Origin of the sequence: Paraclostridium sp. (assembly GCF_051656405.1) — a bacterium.
In the GTDB taxonomy this organism is placed as follows: domain Bacteria; phylum Bacillota; class Clostridia; order Peptostreptococcales; family Peptostreptococcaceae; genus Paraclostridium.
Map to the genome: position 1 here is coordinate 24,141 of NZ_JBOGBV010000048.1, position 20,233 is coordinate 44,373.

A 20,233-nucleotide genomic window follows, 5' to 3' on the forward strand; every position below is an offset into this window, starting at 1 on the left:
AAATCACCCCCAAATTTTTGTTATATTTAATTTCTTTCACTTAGTTCTAATAAAACTCCATCTGTTCCTTTTGGGTGGCAAAATGCTATTTTAGCATTTCCAGCCCCATATCTTGGTCTTTCATCTATCATTTTATATCCCTTAGCCTTAACTTCTTCTATAGCTTTTTCTATATTGTCAACTCTAACTGCAACGTGTTGTATTCCTCCACGTCCACCATTTTTTGCTATAAATTTAGCTATTGGTCCATCTTCTGTTGTAGATTCTAATAGTTCAAGTTCTGTATCTCCAACTGGTAAAAAAGCTACTTTTACCTTTTGATCTTCAACAATTTCAGTTCCTTGGCATTTTAATCCCAATACATCTTCATAGAACTTTAAAGTTTCCTCTAAGTTATTAACTGCTATTCCTACATGATCAACTCTTAATATATCCATAACTACTCCCCCTTGTTATTTTGTAACTTTTTCAAATAACATATTACTTATAGAGTATGGGTCAATTTCTTTACTTATAGTTTTTAATAATAAATCATCAACCTCTTTTGTATACTCTAAATTTTTAACTAAGCTAGATACTTTCTTTTGGACTAGTTCCTTAACTTCAATTCTATTTCTTTCTAATCTTTTTTCATTTAATTTATTGCTTTCTTCTAAAAACTTCCTATGTTTCAATATATTTTCATAAACTTTATCTATTCCATCACCAGTTTCAGCAATAGCTAAACTTACAGGTGGCCTAAATTCCCAATCTTTCTTAAAGTCTAACATCATTTCTATCTCTAATGATGTTCTCTTTGCCCCATCTTTATCTGCCTTATTTACTGCAAATACATCCGCAATTTCCATAACTCCAGCTTTTATTGCCTGTATATCATCACCTAAACCTGGTACCATGACAATAAGAGTTGTATCTGCAGTTTTAACTATATCTATTTCTGATTGGCCAACCCCTACAGTTTCTATAAATATATACTCACATCCATAAGCATCTAAAACTTTTATAGCAGCTTGAGTTGCATTAGACAGGCCCCCTAGACTCCCTCTAGTTCCCATAGATCTTATAAATACATCTTTATCTGTATTTAAGTCATTCATTCTGATTCTATCCCCAAGTATAGCTCCTTTTGTAAAAGGACTTGTTGGATCTATTGCTATAATTCCTACTTTTTTACCCTCTTTTCTTATCAGTTTAACTAACTTATCAGTTAAAGTAGATTTTCCAGCACCAGGAGGACCTGTTATCCCTATAACATAGGCCCTTCCAGTGTGTTTATATATGTCTTTTAAAGCATCTTCATATCCAGGCTGCTCATTTTCTACAATAGTGATAAGTCTAGCACAATCTCTTTTTTTGCCTTCTAGTACCCTATTCACTATATCTTTCATATTTATCTCCTTTTTAAGCTAATGCTCTTTTAAGATTCTCTCTAATAAAGTCTATAGTCATTGAAGTTGGAGTTCCTGGAGTAAATATTTCTGCAATTCCTTTTTCTTTTAAGTATGGAATATCATCTTCAGGAATTACTCCTCCACCTATTACTAATATATCATCAGCTTCTTCTTCATTTAACAATTCTACAACTTTCGGTAGTAAGTGGTTATGAGCTCCTGATAATATACTCATTGCAACAACATCAACGTCTTCTTGTATAGCTGCTGCTACAATTTGTTCTGGAGTTTGTCTAAGCCCTGTATATATAACCTCCATACCAGCATCTCTTAATGCTCTTGCTATTACTTTAGCTCCTCTATCATGTCCATCTAATCCTGGTTTTGCAACTAATACTCTTATTGGTCTCATATCAATATACCCCCTATATCATAACCGTTTGTTTATATTCACCAAACTCTTCTCTCATAACGCCACAAACTTCTCCTAATGTAGCATATTCTCTAACTGCTTCTAATATATATGGCATTACATTTTCATCAGAGTTACAAGCTTTTCTAAGTGCTTCTAGAGCTTGTTTAACTTTTTCACCATTTCTTCTTTCTTTAAGTTCTTTTATCTTTTCTTTTTGTCTTTCTCCAACCATTGGATCAACTTTTAATAATCCTTTTGGTGATTTTTCTTCTATTTGGAATTTATTAACTCCAACGATTATTCTATCATTGTTTTCAATTTCTTTTTGATATCTATATGCACTATCCATTATTTCTTGTTGTATAAATCCTTTTTCTATAGCTTGTGGTGCTCCACCTAATTCATCTATTTTTTCTATTAATCTTAATGCTTCTTCTTCTATTTGGTTAGTTAGACTTTCTATATAATAAGAACCCGCTAGTGGATCTATACTATCTGCTACTCCACTTTCGTGTGCTACGATTTGTTGTGTTCTAAGTGCTACTCTTACTGAATCTTCTGTTGGAAGTGCTAGTGCTTCGTCTTTTGAATTTGTGTGTAATGATTGAGTACCTCCAAGTACTGCTGCTAATGTTTGAATTGCAACTCTGACTATGTTGTTTTCAGGTTGTTGTGCTGTAAGTGTACAACCTGCTGTTTGAGTGTGGAATTTAAGTGCCCATGATTTTGGATTAGTCGCTTTGAATCTTTCTTTCATAACTTTTGCCCATATTCTTCTTGCTGCTCTAAATTTTGCAACCTCTTCTAATAAATTGTTATGTGCATTAAAGAAGAATGATAGTCTTGGAGCGAAGTCATCTACATTTAAGCCCGCTGCTATAGCTGAGTTTACATAAGCTATACCATCAGCTAATGTAAAGGCTACTTCTTGAACTGCATTTGACCCTGCTTCTCTTATATGATACCCTGATATACTTATCGTGTTCCATTTAGGAACTTCTTTTGAACAATATTCAAATATATCAGTTATTAATCTCATCGATGGTTTTACTGGGAATATATAAGTACCTCTTGCTACATATTCTTTTAATATATCATTTTGTATCGTACCTCTTAATTTGTCAGCTGAAACTCCTTGCTTTTCAGCAACTGCTATGTACATTGCTAAAAGTACTGATGCTGGTGCATTTATAGTCATTGATGTTGATACCTTATCTAAAGGTATGCCATCAAATAGTATTTCCATATCCGCTAATGAATCTATACAAACTCCAACCTTTCCAACTTCTCCCTCTGATATTGCATCATCTGAGTCATAACCCATTTGAGTCGGAAGGTCAAATGCTACTGAAAGACCCATAGATCCTTGATCTATTAGATATTTATATCTTTGATTTGATTCTTCTGCTGTTGCAAATCCAGCATACATTCTCATAGTCCAGAATTTTCCTCTATACATTGTAGGTTGAACACCCCTTGTATATGGATACTGTCCTGGATATCCTAGATCATTTTCATAATCAACTTCTGCATCTAATGGTGTATATAGTCTTTTCATCTCTTGACCTGTGTCAAACTCGAATTTTTCTTTTCTTTCTGGGAATCTAGCTATAGACTTATTAACTTTTCCTTCCTCCCATTTATTAAAGCTCTCTTGAATTTGTTCCTTGTTTTTCGTCATATGAACTCCCCCTATTCTTTATCTCTAAGCAATTATGATTTTTTAGAGATTATATATATTAAGTTTTAATATAAATTTTTAATAAATACCCCTTCACTAAAATTATTACATACCTTCACCTAAGATTGCAATCGTTTTTATGCAAGTTTTATTTCATCATTGAATTACACTTTAAAATTTGAAATTTTCAAAATTTAATCTTTCATACTGTCAAACTTTAATTTTGAAAATATAGATAAATTCAATCAATTCATATAGGTTTTGATTGAATTTATCTACTTACAATGCAACTATTACTTATTTTTCTTCATTATTATAATAAAAAATTTTAATTTTTATTTAATCATACTTCCATCATCCAGAAATTTTTTATGCCACGATAAAGATTCTTCTAAAATATGTGGTGTATGTTTATACTTACCCTCGCAAGCTCTATTGAAGTAATCATATAAAGCATCTTTATAGTCAGGATGTGCACAATTTTTTATTATTTCTTCTGCTCTTTCCTTTGGAGATAGCCCCCTTAAATCTGCTACACCTTGTTCTGTTACAATTACCATTACATCATGTTCTGTATGATCATGGTGTGATACCATAGGAACTATACTAGATATTTTTCCATCCTTAGCTATTGATTCTGTTGTAAAAATAGTTAAATAACCATTTCTAGAAAAATCACCTGATCCTCCAATTCCATTCATCATTCTGCTACCCATTATATTAGTTGAATTAACATTTCCATATATATCTACTTCTATTGCAGTATTTATAGCTATTACTCCTAATCTTCTAGCAACTTCAGGACTATTACTTATCTCTTGAGGTCTAAGAATTAATTTATCTTTATATTTACTAAAATTATCATAAAAATTATCTAGTCTTTCTGGAGATATAGTTATCGATGTTCCTGATGCAAATTTAACCTTACCACGTTCTATTAAATCGATAACACTATCTTGTATTACCTCTGAATATACTACTAGATCTTCAAATTTAGATTCAACTAAGCCTCCAAGAATTGCATTTGCTACACTTCCAACTCCAGACTGAAGAGGTAATAAATTTTTTGGAAGTCTCTTAGCTTCTACTTCTTTTTCTAAAAAATCTATAAGATTTTTAGCCATTTTTTCTGATACTGAATCAATAGGTGCAACAGGTCTTGTTTTATCTTTTATATCTGTATATACTATTGCTGCTATTTTATCTTTATTACAAATAATATATGGAGTTCCTATTTTATCATCAGGTTTGACTAATGGGATTGGCTTTCTATTTGGAGGAGCTTCTAAATTATAAACATCATGTATTCCCTCTAAATCCATTGGTTGAGATGTATTTATTTCTATTATGACTTTCTCTGCACACTCTATAAATACATTTGAATTTCCTATTGATGTTGAAGGAATTATATATCCTTCTTCTGTTATTGCAACTGCTTCTACTAAAGCTATATCAATTTTCCCAAAAAATCCATATTTGACCCATTGTGGAGTATGACTTAAATGCATATCTGCATAATTTATATCTGAATTATTTATAGAATTTCTGCAAGTTGAATTTGTTTGATAAGGATATCTTCTTTTTATAATTCCTAGTTCACTTAAAGCCCCATCTAGTTCAGGTCCTACAGATGCTCCAGTTATAAGTGTAATACCTATATCTTCTCCATTTTTCACTCTATCAGCTAAAGCTAGTGGTACTGCTTTGGGATATCCTGCAGGCGTAAATCCACTTGTTCCTACAACCATATTATCCTCAAATAATTTAGCGGCTTCTTTGGCACTCATTACTCTACTTTTTAATTCGTCACATCTTAATCTTTTATCCATAAGTTTCCCTCCTAGCATAATTTATTTAAAATCTAGATAACTACATCGGTAATTTATGAAGTATTATAGTGAAAATAACCATTCCTAAAAGTGCAAATGGGTACGTTGCCCCATATCCTGCAGCTGGTTCATCACTTCCTAAAGCCTCAACAGCTGCTCCTAGTCCAGGTGTTGATGTCATACCTCCACATATAGCACCCGATAACATCGGCCAATTGATTTTTAGTACATATTTACCTAAGAAAAATCCAACCATCATCCCTACTGTTCCAACTACTACAGAGACAATTCCTAAATATGCTCCAGCACCTACTAATGCATCTACAGCTTTATATCCATATCTTAATCCTACAATTGCTAGAAAAAATGCTAATGCAACATCTCTTATAACGCCTAGAACCTTTGAATCCATTCTAAAACTTATACTTCCAATCTTACCTATATATCCTAGTATCAATGATCCTATCAAAACCCCACCTGTTGAGCCTAAGCTAAAATAGCCTATAAATGGCAAATATATATTTATGTTTCCAATTATATATCCAAATGTACATGCCATTACAAATCCTAAAATATCAAACTTACTTTCTTTTATTTCTTTTGATGAGTTACTTGATTTCTTCGCATCTTCTAATTCTTTTTTATATTGTAATTTTTCTTTTTCTATATCTATCTTAAATATTGTTGGGAAGAAGTTTACAGCTAATATAACTATTAGCACTCCGAAAGGGTATCCTATTGCATGACCTGCTCCAATACTAGCTTCTGCATTTACTATATACTGTTGCTTTATATCATCTGTTAATTGAAAGGCATTTAAATCTTTTGGTATCTCTTTTAGTCCTGCCATTTTAAGAAATTTTTCTTTTTCTACTAGGCTCATACCGTTAAACTCTGATACTCTTTGAGTTGCGTGACCTCTAGCTGTTTCTATTGCTGCTGCTAAACCTGGTGAACTTGTAAGGGCTCCAGTGTATACTCCTGATACTTCATATGGATTAGAGTCATCACTAAATAATGTAGCTCCATAAGTTGCTGCAGCACTCGTAAATGTTATTATCATCCCAAGTATTACAAATTTCAGTCCATATTTTTTTAATACTATCCCCATATCCTTTGCTGCTAATAGTCCTACTGCACAAACAAATAAGATTAAGAATATATCAAAAAAATCACTGGATACTACTCCTACTGATAATAATTCTTGTGCAGACTTAAATGCTTGAGAACCTTCAGGTACATTTGCTGCGTATTTAAAAGCCCCCCATCCAATTATAAGTCCTGTAAATAATGCTCCTGATATACCAAACCTAAACTTTCCAAATTTAAGTTTTCCAAATATAAGACCTATGACAATAGCTAAAAACATAAGCATAAACTGGCTTAAAAATACATCTGCAAAACTAAAACTCATATGCACTCCCCCTATTAAATTTTTATTTTAAATCCCTGAAAGTTAAATAGATATGATGTTATATGGTCTGATTTGATTTGTCTAAAAATTTGTTATCAGATAGAAAATGTGTTGCCTTTAAGAATATTCTATATAACTATTTAATAAATGTATAATACATAGTTTGTTATATACTAATAACAAATTCATTATATAGTCTAGGATGGTGATTTTTTTAAATGGAGCTCCTTCATCTTAAATATTTTCAAACAGTTGCAAAAACTCAACATATGACTAATGCCGCTAAAAAATTACACATTGTTCAACCTGCTTTAAGCAGGATTATTAACTCATTAGAAAAGGAAATAGGTATTGATTTATTTGATAGAAATGGAAAAAAAATAATTTTAAATTCAAATGGAGTAATGTTTTTAAAAACTGTTAATGAATCTCTTTCAATTTTAGAAAATGGAGTTAAGGAACTTCTAGATACTAATAACCAATCGAAACCTGAAATAAAACTTTTAGTTCTAGCTGGATCTAATACTTTGCCTAATTTAATTTTAAACTTCAAAAAAATTTATCCTGATACCACATTTAAACTACTCCAGCATACTGATGGTGAAGTCGATTATAAAGACTTTGATTTTTGTATATCATCTACATTAGATGAGGTACACGATCCATTTTCTATAACTTTATTAGAAGAAGAATTATTTATAGGTGTACCTAATAACCATCCTCTTGCTACTAAAAACGCTATATTTTTACAAGAAATTGCAAATGAAAATTTTATAAGTTTTCAATCTAATAAACCTTTTAGAACTATTTCTCATTCCCTTTGCAAATATGCAGGTTTTAACCCTAATATAGTCTTTGAAAGTGATGTGCCTTCAATCGTTAAACAATTAATTATTGCTGGTCTAGGTATAAGTTTCATCCCTGAAATATCTTGGAATATTCATGCAGATGATTCTCTAAAACTCCTTAAAGTTATAGACCCGATTTGTAAAAGATACATAAATATTTCTTGGCATCCTGATAATTATATGAGCCGACATACAAAAGAATTTAGAGACTTTGCAGTTGAATATTACTCTATGTTATAATTTATTAAAGCCTATTTTATATTTTTTAGATTTAATTAAATTAGGCTAAAAATAATCTATTTTATAAGGTGAAATCATGTTTAAAAATTTAACTAAAAAAGAAATACTCGATTTGTTTAAAGATTCTAAATACACAATAAAAAACTATAATAAAGAAGATATAATAGCCCTTGAAGGTCATCCTTGTAATTCTATAGGTTTGATTTTAGACGGGGGTGTTGATATTAAAAGATTTTTACCTGGTGATAAAATTATTTTAATGTCATCTTTTTCAAAAGGAAATTTATTTGGTGAGGTCATAACTTTTTCAGATATAAATATATATCCAGCTACAGTTGTATCTAATTCAAAAACTGAAGTAATGTTTATTGATAAATATGACTTTATAGACTTTTGTTCTAATCACAAAAACATATTAATATCGTTTTTAAATGATATTACAAATAAAATTGTAGAACTTAATAAAACAGTTAAAACTATTTCTTTTGTAAGCATCAGGCAAAAAATTGTAAGTTTCTTATTAGATGAGTATAACTTACAAAATAGTAATTTTATAAAAATGCCTAAAACTAAAACTAAATTAGCAGAAACTTTAGGAGTGCCTAGACCTTCTTTATCTAGAGAATTCATAAATATGAAAAATGATAATCTAATTGATTATACTAATGATTATGTGAAGCTTCTTGATATAGAAAAACTTAGGAATATAATAACAGAGTAGGTAATCCTACTCTGTTATTTTAATAAATTTGATATTTTCATAGATGCATAATCAAACATTGAATCTATATTTCCATTATTTTTTCCTGCTCCTTGGGCTAAAACTTTACTTCCGCCCCCTTTTCCATCTACTAACTTTATACAATCCTTTAATAATTCATTCATGTCAAGTTTTTCTGTTCCCTTTGATGTAGCAAATATAAAGTTAACTTTATCTTCATTTTTAACTGCCATTAAAGCTATTGTGTTTTCATTTTCAACTAACTTCGAAACAATTTTGGATACATATTTTATACTTTCATTTTCATATATTTTTTTAATTAAAGATATATCCCCTATTTTATCTCCTAAATCTATCATTTCTTTAACTTGATATCTGGCTATTTCACTTTCTATTTTTTTATTGTACTGTAATGTATCTTCTAAGTTTTTATGTAAGTTCTTAATTCCATTAATAGCGTCTTTATCTCCACACTTTAAATATCTACATATATCACTTAAACAATTATCCCTATCCATGCTATACTCTATTGCTCTTTTACCCGCTAAATACTCTATTCTAGTAGCATTTCTACATTTTTCAAATCTTTTTATTTTTATCATTCTAAGAGATAGTGTTGATCTTGGATGTACACCGCAACATGCATTTATATCTAAATCTCCTATTTTTACAACTCTTATTTGTTCATTAGTTTTAGGCAAATCTCTTCTTAATCCCATCTTTTTTAATTCTTTTTTGTCTGGAGTTAAAAACTCTGCATATATATCGCTATTTATAATTTCATTTGCAAAGTTTTCAGCTTCCTTAATTTGTTCTTCAGTTAAAAACCCTTGTATATCTACAGTGCTAATATCTTGTCCTAAGTGAAACCCTACTGTATTTGCATTAAATAACTCGAAAAAACATCCAGATAGGACATGTTGCCCAAAATGTTGATTCATGCCATCTTCTCTTTTTTCCCAATCTATACTACATTTTACTTTATGCACTTTTATAGGCTTAGTTTTTGTTACATGAAATACTAAACCATCTTCCTCATATACATCTATTACTTCGTGATTATCAATTTTACCAGTATCACAAAACTGACCTCCTCCTCCAGGGAAAAATGCAGTTTTATCTAATTGAATATGAAAATTAGAATCTTTTTCTTTTATATCAATAATTTCTGCTGTGAATTCTTTTATATATTGATCTTTATAATATAATTTTTCCATTTTGTACTCCTTTTTATTTGATATATACAAGTATAAACTAAAATCCACATTTCTATCAATGTGGATTTTTTAAATTTACCTTATTCAATTCCTAATATCTTAATACCTTCTTTATCACATTTTATATGAAGAGGAAAATCAGGACCTCTTTCTCCATCTATATCTGTAACTATATTTTCTTTACAATCTATATACAAATCATCTGTTTTGAAATATATAATTTCATTATATTTATCTATAGGTGCTCCTTTTATAATATCTAAAAGAAGTGGAATAGTTTTAGGTATTGGCATTGCCTTAAAAATTATTACATCTAAATATCCATCATCTAACATAGCATAATGTGCTAAATTTATATTTCCTGCAGTTCTTCCATTTAAAATTAAAATCAAGTACATATCACCTTCGTACTCTAACTCTTTTGATCTAACATGTACTCTAAATTTTCTTAAGTGAAGTGCATCTTCTATTCCTTTTATTATATATGATACCCTTCCTATAGAATTTTTTAGATTTTCATCTACTCTTTGTGAAACATCTGTAAACATACCTGAGCTTGCAATATTTACAAAGTAATCTTCATTAATAATTCCTAAATCTATATTTGTAGGTTTTGAATTAATTATCTTATCTATTGCTAAATTTATGTCTAATGGTATCTTAAGTACATTTGCAAAATCATTCGCAGTTCCAGTAGGAAGTATTGCAATTGGCAAATCTATATTATTTTTTTTCATGAAGTTTACAAGTCTGTCTATACTTCCATCTCCTCCAGCAACTAAAATATACTCATAGTTATCATTAATATCTTCTAAGCCTTTTTCCATAGTATTGTTTTTAGATACTCTATATGGCACAACTGTATATCCGTTATCCTGAAATTTAGATATTATATTATCTAGCTTGTACACTATTTTTTTATCACCAGAGTTTGGATTGTATATAAACTTAATTTTTTTCATCTACATCACCACTTTTCAATTATGTATATAATAAGTTCTATATCTATTTTAATATTATGTTTACTTATAAGCAATTATATTATAAAAATATATTTATATTAAATTTTTTGTTCCATTTTTATAATATATCCATAGAAAAAAGAAAAGAATTATTAAAAAGAAAGGTACTAGTAAGTAAAAACTGTATCTTTCTTTTTAATAATTCCTATATAATACAAAAACTGTTATAATAGTTTAGTAAATTAAAATAACTATAAGGGTGATAAAATGAACTTAATTACATTAGAAAATATAACAAAGAGTTACTCTGAAAAAGTACTAGTTAACAATATATCATTAGGAATAAATGATGGAGAAAAAATAGGCCTTATAGGTGTTAATGGTACTGGTAAATCTACTTTACTTAAAATAATATCAGGCGCAGAAGAACCTGATGGTGGTACTGTAACTAAACCTAATAAAGTCAGAATAGAATACCTTCCTCAAAATCCATATTATGATGAAAATGCTACAGTTCTTGAGCAAGTTTTTAAAGGAACATCTAATGAAATGAAACTTCTTCGTGATTATCAAAGTATATTAGACAATTTAAACGAAAACTTTAATGAGAATTTAAACAATGATTTAATAAAATTACAAGAAAAAATTGATGCTCTTAATCTTTGGGACCTTGAGAGTGAAGCAAAATCAGTTTTAACAAAGCTTGGTATCAGTAATTTCAATCAAAAAATTGCTGAATTATCTGGAGGTCAAAGAAAAAGAATATCACTTGCATCAGCACTTATAACACCTTGTGAGCTATTAATTTTAGATGAGCCTACAAACCATTTAGACAATGATACTATAGATTGGCTAGAAGAATATTTAAATAATAAAAATTTATCATTACTTATGATAACTCATGATAGATATTTTTTAGATAGGGTAACAAATAGAATAATTGAACTTGATAAGGGTAGACTTTTTAGCTATGACGGAAATTATTCTGCATTTCTTGAGAAAAAAATGGAAAGATTAGCCCTAGAATCTAGTATGGAACAAAAAAGACAAAGTTTAATAAGAACTGAACTTGCTTGGGTTAGACGAGGAGCTCGTGCTCGTACAACTAAACAGAAAGCTAGACTTCAACGATTTGGTGACCTTGTCAATACTGAGGTATTATCTGGAAATGAAAACCTTGAAATAACTACTGCATCAAGTAGACTTGGTAAAAAAATTATAGAAATTCATAACATATCTAAATCATTTGGACAAAAAAAAGTAATTAATGATTTAGAGTATGCAATTTCTAGAACTGATAGGATTGGAATAATCGGTAAAAACGGTATAGGTAAGTCAACTTTAATAAATATATTAAATGGTAAGTTAAACCCAGACTCTGGTCATATAGAAATTGGTGAAACAGTAAAAATAGGTTGTTTCTCTCAAGATGATGCTCATATGAACTTAGAAATGCGTGCTATAGACTATGTTAAAGAAGTAAGTGATTACATAGAAACCTCTGATGGTCAAAAGATAACTGCATCTCAACTGTGCGAAAGATTTTTATTTGATGGAACTATGCAATATACACTTATTAAAAAACTTTCAGGTGGAGAAAGACGTAGACTTCATCTTTTAAGAACCTTAATGTCTGCACCTAATGTACTTCTTTTAGATGAGCCTACAAATGACTTAGATATAGAAACATTAAATAGACTTGAAGATTATTTAGATGAGTTTCCAGGTGTAGTTATATGTGTTTCTCATGATAGATATTTCCTAGATAGAATATGTAACAAAATATTTGCATATAGCAGAAATGGTGAAATAGACATTTATACTGGTAACTATAGTGATTATTTAATATTTAAAGAAAGCCAGCCTGATGAAGCTGAAATTGTTAAAGAAAAACCTAAAAATGAAGTAAAAAAAGAAAAACCTAAAAATAATAAAAAGTTAAAGTTCACATTTAATGAACAGCGAGAATTTGATAATATAGACGATGATATTTCTTCTCTTGAAGATAAAATTCAGTCTATTGATGAAAATTTAGATAAATATTCAACTGACTTTACTAAATTACAAGAAATGATTGATGAAAAATCAAAATTAGAAAAAGAGCTTGAGTTTAAATATGAGAGATGGGAATATTTAAATAATTTAGCTGAAGAAATAGAAAGCAATAAAAATATAAATTAAAAAAGTGACCTTTTTAAAAGGTCACTTTTTTTGTTTATATTTTAATCTTCAATTATATAAAAACTATCAAAAATATAATCTATTATATCCTTATATTCATCAACTAAAAATTCATCCACATCTATTTTAAACTCATATATTCCCTTATTTCCAGAAGTAATTAATGTGTAGTTTATAGTACCTTGAATAGACTTACTTACTATTATTTTTCCACTTATTTTTTCATTTTTATAATTTCTAACTTCATCTATATTTGACATGTTTTTTATAACAGAATCAACAGAAACTAAGTCAATACACCCATCTGGAATTTCTATTAAAAATCCATGTGTTTTTATATTATAAAAATCAAAATTTTCATCTTTTTCCATAGATATAGTGTCAAAACATTTATCATCTATGGTATTTAACTTTGTAAAATTAGTTGGTATTTCTACTGCATATCCCAATTTACTTTTTATTTTATCATATGTTAAATTTTTTATTATTTTTTTGTATTCATGCTCTTCTTTCCTAATTTTTCTCAAGTAATATAAAGATTTTTTAAACCCTTCTTCATAGGCTCTTAAAAAATATTTTTTAGCCTCTGTAGATTCATCATTTTCTAAAAAGTCTATTGCTTTTTCATAATTATTATACAAGAACATCCCCCCAAACTATTTTTTATTTCTTAATAATATTTTAATATATATTATGCTTTCATCCTTGTTAAAATTCTATCATTGTATTATTGCTATTTTGGAAATTTTTAAATAATTCATTTTTTTTATTGACAACATTCAATTTTTTTATTACGATAGTTATAAAATAAATATTAAAAATTCTGTGAAAAAGAGAGTAACTCTAAATGGATTTTCAGCGAACTAGGGTTGGTGTGAGCCTAGTAATGAAGTTTATTGTGAAGAGAGCTTTTGAGAATATAGTTTGAAACTAAGTATGACTATAGGTTTTCTCGCCTTAAGAGATTAAGTGGATAGGATAATTTTTTATTTCTATCAACCAGAGTGGTACCGCGGAAATTTTCGTCTCTTGGCTTTTGCCAAGGGACTTTTTTAATTTAAAAATAAATGCATTTATAAAGACGTTTTAATATAAAATTCAAAGGAGATATTATTATGGAGAACAACATTAGCTTTTATAACAAACCTAAATCGAATAGTTTCATTAAGTTTTTAATCCCATCATTATTAGGATTAATATTATTTGTAATACCTCTTCCATATGGAAATATGGTACAAATTGAAGGAATTTCTTCAATAAACATAGGAATTGGATTTTTAGCTGAATTAATAAAAATATCATTTTCTAATTATTTAGATTATATAGCACTTATAGTAATTGTTTTGTCAGCACTTTTATCTATATTAAGTAAATTTGTAAACATTAAAAATGATTTTCTTAAAAGTATACTAGATGTTCCTTTATTTTGGTTATCTTTTAGAGTATTAGGTGCTATATTTGTATCTATGACAGTTTTAGGGTTTGGTCCTGAATTCGTTAAGTCTGAAGTTACTGGACAGACAATTTTAGGAATTTTACCTAGTCTTTTAGCAATTTTCTTAGTTTCTGGATTTTTATTACCTTTAGTTGTAGACTTTGGTCTTATGGATTTTGTAGGAACTTTAATTTCTAAATTTATGTATAATATATTTAAAGTTCCTGGGCGTTCTGCTGTAGATGCAATATCTTCATGGTTAGGTGATGGTACTCTTGGTATTATGATAACAAACACTCAGTATAAGCAAGGATTTTATACTGCAAAAGAAGCTTGCATAATATCTGTTTGTTTTTCATTGGTATCTTTACCTTTCTCAACAGTTATAGCTGATCAGTTAGGATTAATGAGTTTATTTGTTCCTTTTTACGGTTGTGTTTGTGTTGCTTCTTTAGCCTGTGCGATTATAATGCCTCGTATATACCCTTTAGCTCATATTAAAGATAAAACTTATAACAATGTAGACCATTTAAAGGAAGAACTTATTCCAGAAGATGAGAATGTATTTTCATTTGCTTTGTCTAAGTCATTATATAGAGCTGAAAACGCACCTTCGTTAAATCTAATCATAAAAAATGGATTTAAAACTGTTGTAGATATGTACTTAGCTTTACTTCCTCTTGTAATGGCCTGGGGAACAATTGCACTTATAATAGCTGAATTTACACCTATATTTACTTGGATATCATTCCCTGTAGTATTTTTACTTAAGCTACTTCAAATACCTAATGCTGTAGAAGCTGCACCAGCTGTATTAGTTGGATTTGCTGATATGTTTTTACCTTCTATAATGGTATCAGGTGCTCACTTTGATATATTAACGAAATTTATAATAGGAGCTCTATCTATAACTCAACTTCTATACTTAACAGAAACAGGTGCTGTTATATTAAAATCAGATATTCCATTAAATTTAAAAGATTTATTTATTATATTTTTGACAAGAACTTTAATAGCTTTACCAATTATAACGATATTAGCTAAGTTAATATTAAAGTAATAGTAAAATCTTAGATGGTCAAATAGACCATCTTTTTTAATTTCAATTGTAATTAAAATTATGTCGACATAAGCAAAGTATTTTTTTTATTTGTCATATACTTGATTACTTTGGTTATAATTACTATATAAGTATAATTTTTAATATATTTTAATTTTAATATTGACTATTTGGACTAAAAACATTATAATTTAAATTTGTTAGAATTCTTACTTTCGGAGGTGAATATTATATTGAGAAACATCCTTAATATATTCAAAAAAGATTTAAAAGACATATTTACAAATTATGCTATGCTTATAGTTGTAATCGCACTTTGTATTTTACCTTCTTTATATGCATGGTTTAATATAAAGGCATCTTGGGATCCATATGGTAGCACTAGTAACATATCCGTAGCTATTGTAAACAACGATAAAGGTACTACTGTAAGAGACAAAGAAATAAATATCGGTGATGAACTTGTAAAAAACCTAAGAGATAACTCTGATTTAGGTTGGAAATTTGTTAATAAAGACAATGCTTTAAAAGGTGTTAAAGATGGTAAATATTATGCATCTATTGAAATACCTGCAAATTTCTCAAAAGATTTAACTTCTCTTATATCATCTGATGTAAAAAAAGGTGAATTAATTTATACTGTAAATGAGAAGATAAATGCTATCGCTCCAAAGATTACAGATAAAGGAGCCTCTACTATACAATTACAAATAAATCAAACTGTAGTTGAAACAGTAAGTCAAGTTTTATTTGAAGTATCTAATGAATTAGGAATAGAACTTGAAGGTCAAATTCCAAAACTAAATGATGTTGAAAACTCTTTAGTTGAAGTACAAGGTAAATTTGGAGATTTAAACGAAACAATAAATCTTGCATCTAGTGGTGTTGTTAAAGCTACAGATTTAGTTAAAGATATTCAAAAAGATTTACCTTTAATAAAAAATACTATAAATCAAGCTCAGGGATTATCAGCTGATGTTCAAAAGTTTTTAAAGAGCTCCCAAGATAGTATAAACAAAGTTTCTCCTATAATAAAGAATGATATAGGCTTAATGAATGATATATCTAACTCAATTATGGATACTGCAAATGCACTTAACAATGCAATAAAGAATGGTTCAGACGATGCTATAATGTTAATAGATAATCTATCAAGTAAGTTACATAATTTAGCAACTATAAATAATTCTGTTTTAGAGTTTTTAACTAAATTAAATAATCTTACTCAAAACCATCCTTTAACAGATACTATAAATAGATTAAAAGATTTAGATTCAAAATTAACTCAAGGTATGAATTCTTTAAGTTCAATAAAGAGTCAAATTCAAAGTGGACAGACACCTTCAGATGATGTTTTAGGTAATGTCTTAAAAATAGGATCTGACATACAGTCAATTACATCTTCATTATATAATAATTTTGATGCTAAAGTTTCAGGACCTATAAATGATATATTTGAAAAAGGATATTCTGTTAGCGATGATGTTATAAAAACACTTCAAGAAGCTGAAGATAAGCTTCCTCAGGCTGAAGATATATTAAATACTACGCTTAAGTTATCAGATAAAGGTCTTGAAGGAATTAACTATGCTAAAGAAAAATTACCTAAAGTTGAAAGTATGGTTAATGAACTTACTGATGCAGTTAAAAAGGTAAATGATGAAGAGAATCTTAATGATTTAGTTAAGTTACTTAAAAATGATATAGTATCTAAAAAGAATTTCTTGAAAGAACCTGTTACTGTTAAAGAAAATAAGTTATATCCTATAGAAAATTATGGATCAGCTATGACTCCATTCTATACAGTATTATCACTATGGGTTGGATTACTTTTATTATCTTCACTTTTATCTGCTGAAGTTCATGGAAGTTATAAATCTTATGAAGTTTATTTTGGTAGAGGGCTTACATTTGTAGCAATTGCAATAACCCAAGCATTAATAGTAAGTTTAGGAGACATTTATGTGCTTGGTGTAAAACCTGTAGATCCAGTTATACTAGTATTAGGTTCTGTATTTACAAGTATAGTATTTACAGCTATTGTTTATTCTCTACTTTCTGTATTCGGTAATATGGGTAAAGCTATGGGAATTATACTTTTAGTTATACAAGTAGCTGGTTCAGGTGGTACATTCCCAATAGAAGTTACACCTAAGTTTTTCCAAATGGTAAATCCATATCTACCATTTACTTATTCAATTTCTATGTTAAGAGAATCTGTTGGTGGGGTTTATACTCCTGTATTATATAGAGATTTAGCTATTCTAACATTCTATATAGCAATTTCTCTTATAATTGCATTACCACTAAAAAAACCTATAAACAAAATTTATCATAAATTTAATGAAAAGTTCAGTGAGAGTGGTCTTTCTGAACATTAAAAAAAGAGATAGGATAATTCCTATCTCTTTTTTAATAATCATATTCCGTTATGTTTTCACACATAGTTATATTTATAGTTTTGTCTAATGAATTTTTATATGATAGTAAAAGTTCATTAAGCTCTGCATCAACAAGATTTATCTTTCCTTGACTTATTAAAGTAACTTGTTCTTGGTCAAATATAATTCTTATATCATTATGATCATTTTTTATATATGTTTCTACAGAAGCTTTTGGTTTTATCTTATAATTATATTTTTCATAAAACCCTATACTTTTTTTTATTTCTTCAAAATTGACATTCTCCATATTGCTTAAGTCTATATTTTTAGGATCTATACCAAGGTTTTTTAATTGTTCATCAATTTCAGAAGAATCCATTCCATATCTCTCCATAAATTTCTTTTGGATATTTATAAATTTTTCTTGAGATATGTTATTTTCATTCATATATTCCATTATTTTTTTAGAAAACTCGACCATACTCATACTCCCACTCATTACTGAGTTATAAAGAGTATATATATATTGTTCAAACTTATCTACATCAGAATCTTTTACTTTATTTTTTAGTTCATTGAAATCAATTATTCTATCGTCTGACATATCTTTACCTCCTGATTAACCTTTATCTTTTAACCTTATTACTATTATATTCTAATAAAGTTTTAATGTCTACATATTGAAATTTAGCTTATATTTAATTTATATTTTCTATTAAACTACTATATTATCATATATTTTTATTTTAATATTAAAATCCCTTAGATAATATCTAAGGGCTTTTGTTTATATAATAAAATTTTGTTATATTACATAAAATTAGAATTCTGCATTTTTTGGAGTTCTAGGGAATGGTATTACGTCTCTTATGTTTGCCATACCAGTCATATACATTATTATTCTCTCAAATCCTAATCCAAATCCTGAGTGAGTAGCTGTTCCATATTTTCTTAATTCTAAATACCACCAGTAATCTTCTTCATTTAAATTCATTTCTTTTATTCTATCTAATAATACATCATGTCTCTCTTCTCTTTGAGATCCCCCAACTATTTCTCCTACACCAGGAACTAAAAGGTCCATAGCTCTAACAGTTTTTCCATCTTCATTCATTCTCATGTAGAATGCTTTTATGTCTTTTGGATAATCTGTAACAAATACTGGAGCTTTAAATACTTGTTCTGTTAAATATCTTTCATGCTCTGTTTGAAGGTCGTCTCCCCACTGAACTGGATATTCAAACTCATGACCTGATTCTTGTAACATTTCTACAGCTTTAGTATATGTTATTCTAGTAAATTCAGAGTTTACTACATTGTTTAATCTTTCTATTAATCCTTTATCTATGAAACTATTGAAGAATTCCATTTCTTCTGGAGCATGTTCCATAACATAGCTTATAACGTATTTGATCATATCTTCTGCAAGTTCCATGTTATCTTCTAAGTCAGCAAATGCTATTTCAGGCTCTATCATCCAAAACTCTGATGCATGTCTTTGTGTGAATGAATTTTCTGCTCTAAATGTTGGTCCAAATGTATAAACATTTCTAAATGCAAGTGCCATTATTTCAGCATTTAATTGTCCACTAACTGTCAGGTTAGCTTCTTTTCCAAAGAAGTCGTTAGAGTAATCTATTGCACCTTCTTCAGTTTTAGGTATACTGTTTAAATCCATAGTTGTTATTCTAAACATTTCTCCAGCACCTTCACAGTCACTTCCTGTTATAATTGGTGAATGTGCATATACGAAGTTTCTATCTTGGAAAAACTTGTGTATAGCATAAGCTGCTAAACTTCTTACTCTGAACACTGCTGAAAAAGTATTACTTCTAGGTCTTAAATGAGCTATAGTTCTTAAATACTCTAGAGTATGTCTCTTCTTTTGTAATGGATATGAACTATCTGATTCTCCTTCTAGTTCAATTTTAGTTGCATGTATTTCTACGGGTTGTTTTGCCCCTTCTGTTGATACAAGCTCACCTTCAACTAGTATTGATGAACTTATTGGAAGCTTAGTTATTTCTTTAAAGTTTTCTAATTTCTCATCTGATACTACTACTTGCATGTTTTTAAAGAAACTTCCGTCATTTAATTCTATAAATCCGAAATTTTTAGACGCTCTAGATGTTCTTATCCATCCAGCTACTTTTACACTTTTACCGATATATTCTTCTTTGTTTCTGTAAAGATCTTTAATTTCTATAAAATCTCTTTGCATTTTATGTCCTCCTAAAAATTAAATTTAAATATTAAAAAAAGCCCTTCATCCCAAATAAAGGGACGAAAGACTATTGTTCTCGCGGTACCACCCTAATTGCCATAAAAAAATGGCCTCTTAGCTAAGCATTGCTTACGGTCTATAACGGGACCTTCCGTCTAAGCCTACTCTCTTAAATTTCGGTTAGAGACTCCGAGATGTTCTTCAATATAAACTTCGTATTGAGCTTTCACC

The 20,233-nt window shown here is 28.8% G+C and carries 16 protein-coding genes and 1 other annotated feature; of the genes, 5 read left to right on the top strand and 11 right to left on the bottom strand.

The window, feature by feature from the left end; all coding sequences use genetic code 11:
• Positions 1–26: 26 nt before the first annotated feature.
• The 6 genes from mce to ACRDDE_RS06820 all read right to left on the bottom strand — a co-directional run bounded on the left by mce (position 27) and on the right by ACRDDE_RS06820 (position 6,730).
• Entirely contained in the window at positions 27–437 is a 411-nt protein-coding gene (mce, locus tag ACRDDE_RS06795) for a methylmalonyl-CoA epimerase (protein WP_438626484.1), read from the bottom strand.
• A 15-nt stretch (positions 438–452) separates the two neighbouring features.
• Complete coding sequence (gene meaB / locus ACRDDE_RS06800) at positions 453–1,388, bottom strand: methylmalonyl Co-A mutase-associated GTPase MeaB (protein WP_021432538.1); 936 nt, start codon at positions 1,386–1,388, stop codon at positions 453–455.
• 13 nt (positions 1,389–1,401) lie between these two features.
• On the bottom strand, positions 1,402–1,803 hold the full coding sequence (locus ACRDDE_RS06805; protein ID WP_021429170.1) for a cobalamin B12-binding domain-containing protein: 402 nt from the start codon (positions 1,801–1,803) through the stop codon (positions 1,402–1,404).
• Between the two features lie 13 nt (positions 1,804–1,816).
• Positions 1,817–3,487, bottom strand: coding sequence for an acyl-CoA mutase large subunit family protein (locus ACRDDE_RS06810; protein ID WP_438626486.1), 1,671 nt, complete (start codon positions 3,485–3,487; stop codon positions 1,817–1,819).
• A 335-nt stretch (positions 3,488–3,822) separates the two neighbouring features.
• Positions 3,823–5,316 carry an acetyl-CoA hydrolase/transferase family protein gene (locus ACRDDE_RS06815; protein ID WP_438626488.1) on the bottom strand — a complete coding sequence of 498 codons (1,494 nt, stop codon included), beginning with the start codon at positions 5,314–5,316 and terminating at the stop codon, positions 3,823–3,825.
• Positions 5,317–5,356: 40 nt separating this feature from the next.
• Positions 5,357–6,730, bottom strand: a complete 1,374-nt coding sequence (locus tag ACRDDE_RS06820) for a hypothetical protein (RefSeq protein ID WP_438626490.1) — start codon at positions 6,728–6,730, stop codon at positions 5,357–5,359.
• A gap of 218 nt (positions 6,731–6,948) precedes the next feature.
• Between ACRDDE_RS06820 and ACRDDE_RS06825 the strand changes: the two genes are divergently transcribed.
• Positions 6,949–7,818, top strand: coding sequence for a LysR family transcriptional regulator (locus tag ACRDDE_RS06825; RefSeq protein WP_438626492.1), 870 nt, complete (start codon positions 6,949–6,951; stop codon positions 7,816–7,818).
• Between the two features lie 76 nt (positions 7,819–7,894).
• Entirely contained in the window at positions 7,895–8,539 is a 645-nt protein-coding gene (locus tag ACRDDE_RS06830; protein ID WP_021432533.1) for a Crp/Fnr family transcriptional regulator, read from the top strand.
• Between the two features lie 14 nt (positions 8,540–8,553).
• Here the strand turns inward: ACRDDE_RS06830 and ACRDDE_RS06835 are convergent, their stop codons facing one another.
• Together ACRDDE_RS06835 and ACRDDE_RS06840 are read right to left on the bottom strand one after the other, a co-directional pair.
• On the bottom strand, positions 8,554–9,756 hold the full coding sequence (locus tag ACRDDE_RS06835; RefSeq protein WP_438626494.1) for an alanyl-tRNA editing protein: 1,203 nt from the start codon (positions 9,754–9,756) through the stop codon (positions 8,554–8,556).
• 80 nt (positions 9,757–9,836) lie between these two features.
• Positions 9,837–10,718 carry a YegS/Rv2252/BmrU family lipid kinase gene (locus ACRDDE_RS06840; protein WP_438626496.1) on the bottom strand — a complete coding sequence of 294 codons (882 nt, stop codon included), beginning with the start codon at positions 10,716–10,718 and terminating at the stop codon, positions 9,837–9,839.
• Between the two features lie 267 nt (positions 10,719–10,985).
• On the opposite strand from ACRDDE_RS06840, the gene ACRDDE_RS06845 reads away from it, so the two are divergent.
• A complete protein-coding gene (locus ACRDDE_RS06845; RefSeq protein ID WP_438626498.1) occupies positions 10,986–12,899 on the top strand; it encodes an ABC-F family ATP-binding cassette domain-containing protein in 1,914 nt (637 codons plus the stop codon).
• Between the two features lie 41 nt (positions 12,900–12,940).
• Here ACRDDE_RS06845 and ACRDDE_RS06850 read toward each other — a convergent pair whose 3' ends face one another.
• Complete coding sequence (locus tag ACRDDE_RS06850; protein WP_438626500.1) at positions 12,941–13,540, bottom strand: hypothetical protein; 600 nt, start codon at positions 13,538–13,540, stop codon at positions 12,941–12,943.
• 175 nt (positions 13,541–13,715) lie between these two features.
• Positions 13,716–13,932, top strand: a binding site (T-box leader).
• A gap of 82 nt (positions 13,933–14,014) precedes the next feature.
• Here ACRDDE_RS06850 and ACRDDE_RS06855 point away from each other — a divergent pair.
• Entirely contained in the window at positions 14,015–15,394 is a 1,380-nt protein-coding gene (locus ACRDDE_RS06855) for a YjiH family protein (protein WP_438626502.1), read from the top strand.
• Positions 15,395–15,627: 233 nt separating this feature from the next.
• Positions 15,628–17,775, top strand: coding sequence for a YhgE/Pip family protein (locus ACRDDE_RS06860; RefSeq protein ID WP_438626504.1), 2,148 nt, complete (start codon positions 15,628–15,630; stop codon positions 17,773–17,775).
• 31 nt (positions 17,776–17,806) lie between these two features.
• Here the strand turns inward: ACRDDE_RS06860 and ACRDDE_RS06865 are convergent, their stop codons facing one another.
• Positions 17,807–18,382 (bottom strand): DUF3867 domain-containing protein, encoded by a 576-nt coding sequence (locus tag ACRDDE_RS06865; protein WP_021432527.1) that lies wholly within the window; start codon positions 18,380–18,382, stop codon positions 17,807–17,809.
• Positions 18,383–18,598: 216 nt separating this feature from the next.
• Positions 18,599–19,999, bottom strand: coding sequence for an asparagine--tRNA ligase (asnS, locus tag ACRDDE_RS06870; protein ID WP_438626507.1), 1,401 nt, complete (start codon positions 19,997–19,999; stop codon positions 18,599–18,601).
• Positions 20,000–20,233: the final 234 nt, after the last annotated feature.

Excerpts from the sequence above, each read along its gene's own strand:
- ACRDDE_RS06845 (WP_438626498.1), top strand. The coding sequence starts at position 10,986 with ATGAACTTAATTACATTAGAAAATATAACAAAGAGTTACTCTGAAAAA.
- ACRDDE_RS06825 (WP_438626492.1), top strand. The coding sequence starts at position 6,949 with ATGGAGCTCCTTCATCTTAAATATTTTCAAACAGTTGCAAAAACTCAA.
- ACRDDE_RS06835 (WP_438626494.1), bottom strand. The coding sequence starts at position 9,756 with ATGGAAAAATTATATTATAAAGATCAATATATAAAAGAATTCACAGCA.
- ACRDDE_RS06840 (WP_438626496.1), bottom strand. The coding sequence starts at position 10,718 with ATGAAAAAAATTAAGTTTATATACAATCCAAACTCTGGTGATAAAAAA.
- meaB (WP_021432538.1), bottom strand. The coding sequence starts at position 1,388 with ATGAAAGATATAGTGAATAGGGTACTAGAAGGCAAAAAAAGAGATTGT.
- ACRDDE_RS06820 (WP_438626490.1), bottom strand. The coding sequence starts at position 6,730 with ATGAGTTTTAGTTTTGCAGATGTATTTTTAAGCCAGTTTATGCTTATG.
- ACRDDE_RS06830 (WP_021432533.1), top strand. The coding sequence starts at position 7,895 with ATGTTTAAAAATTTAACTAAAAAAGAAATACTCGATTTGTTTAAAGAT.
- mce (WP_438626484.1), bottom strand. The coding sequence starts at position 437 with ATGGATATATTAAGAGTTGATCATGTAGGAATAGCAGTTAATAACTTA.
- ACRDDE_RS06855 (WP_438626502.1), top strand. The coding sequence starts at position 14,015 with ATGGAGAACAACATTAGCTTTTATAACAAACCTAAATCGAATAGTTTC.
- ACRDDE_RS06805 (WP_021429170.1), bottom strand. The coding sequence starts at position 1,803 with ATGAGACCAATAAGAGTATTAGTTGCAAAACCAGGATTAGATGGACAT.
- ACRDDE_RS06865 (WP_021432527.1), bottom strand. The coding sequence starts at position 18,382 with ATGTCAGACGATAGAATAATTGATTTCAATGAACTAAAAAATAAAGTA.
- ACRDDE_RS06815 (WP_438626488.1), bottom strand. The coding sequence starts at position 5,316 with ATGGATAAAAGATTAAGATGTGACGAATTAAAAAGTAGAGTAATGAGT.
- asnS (WP_438626507.1), bottom strand. The coding sequence starts at position 19,999 with ATGCAAAGAGATTTTATAGAAATTAAAGATCTTTACAGAAACAAAGAA.
- ACRDDE_RS06810 (WP_438626486.1), bottom strand. The coding sequence starts at position 3,487 with ATGACGAAAAACAAGGAACAAATTCAAGAGAGCTTTAATAAATGGGAG.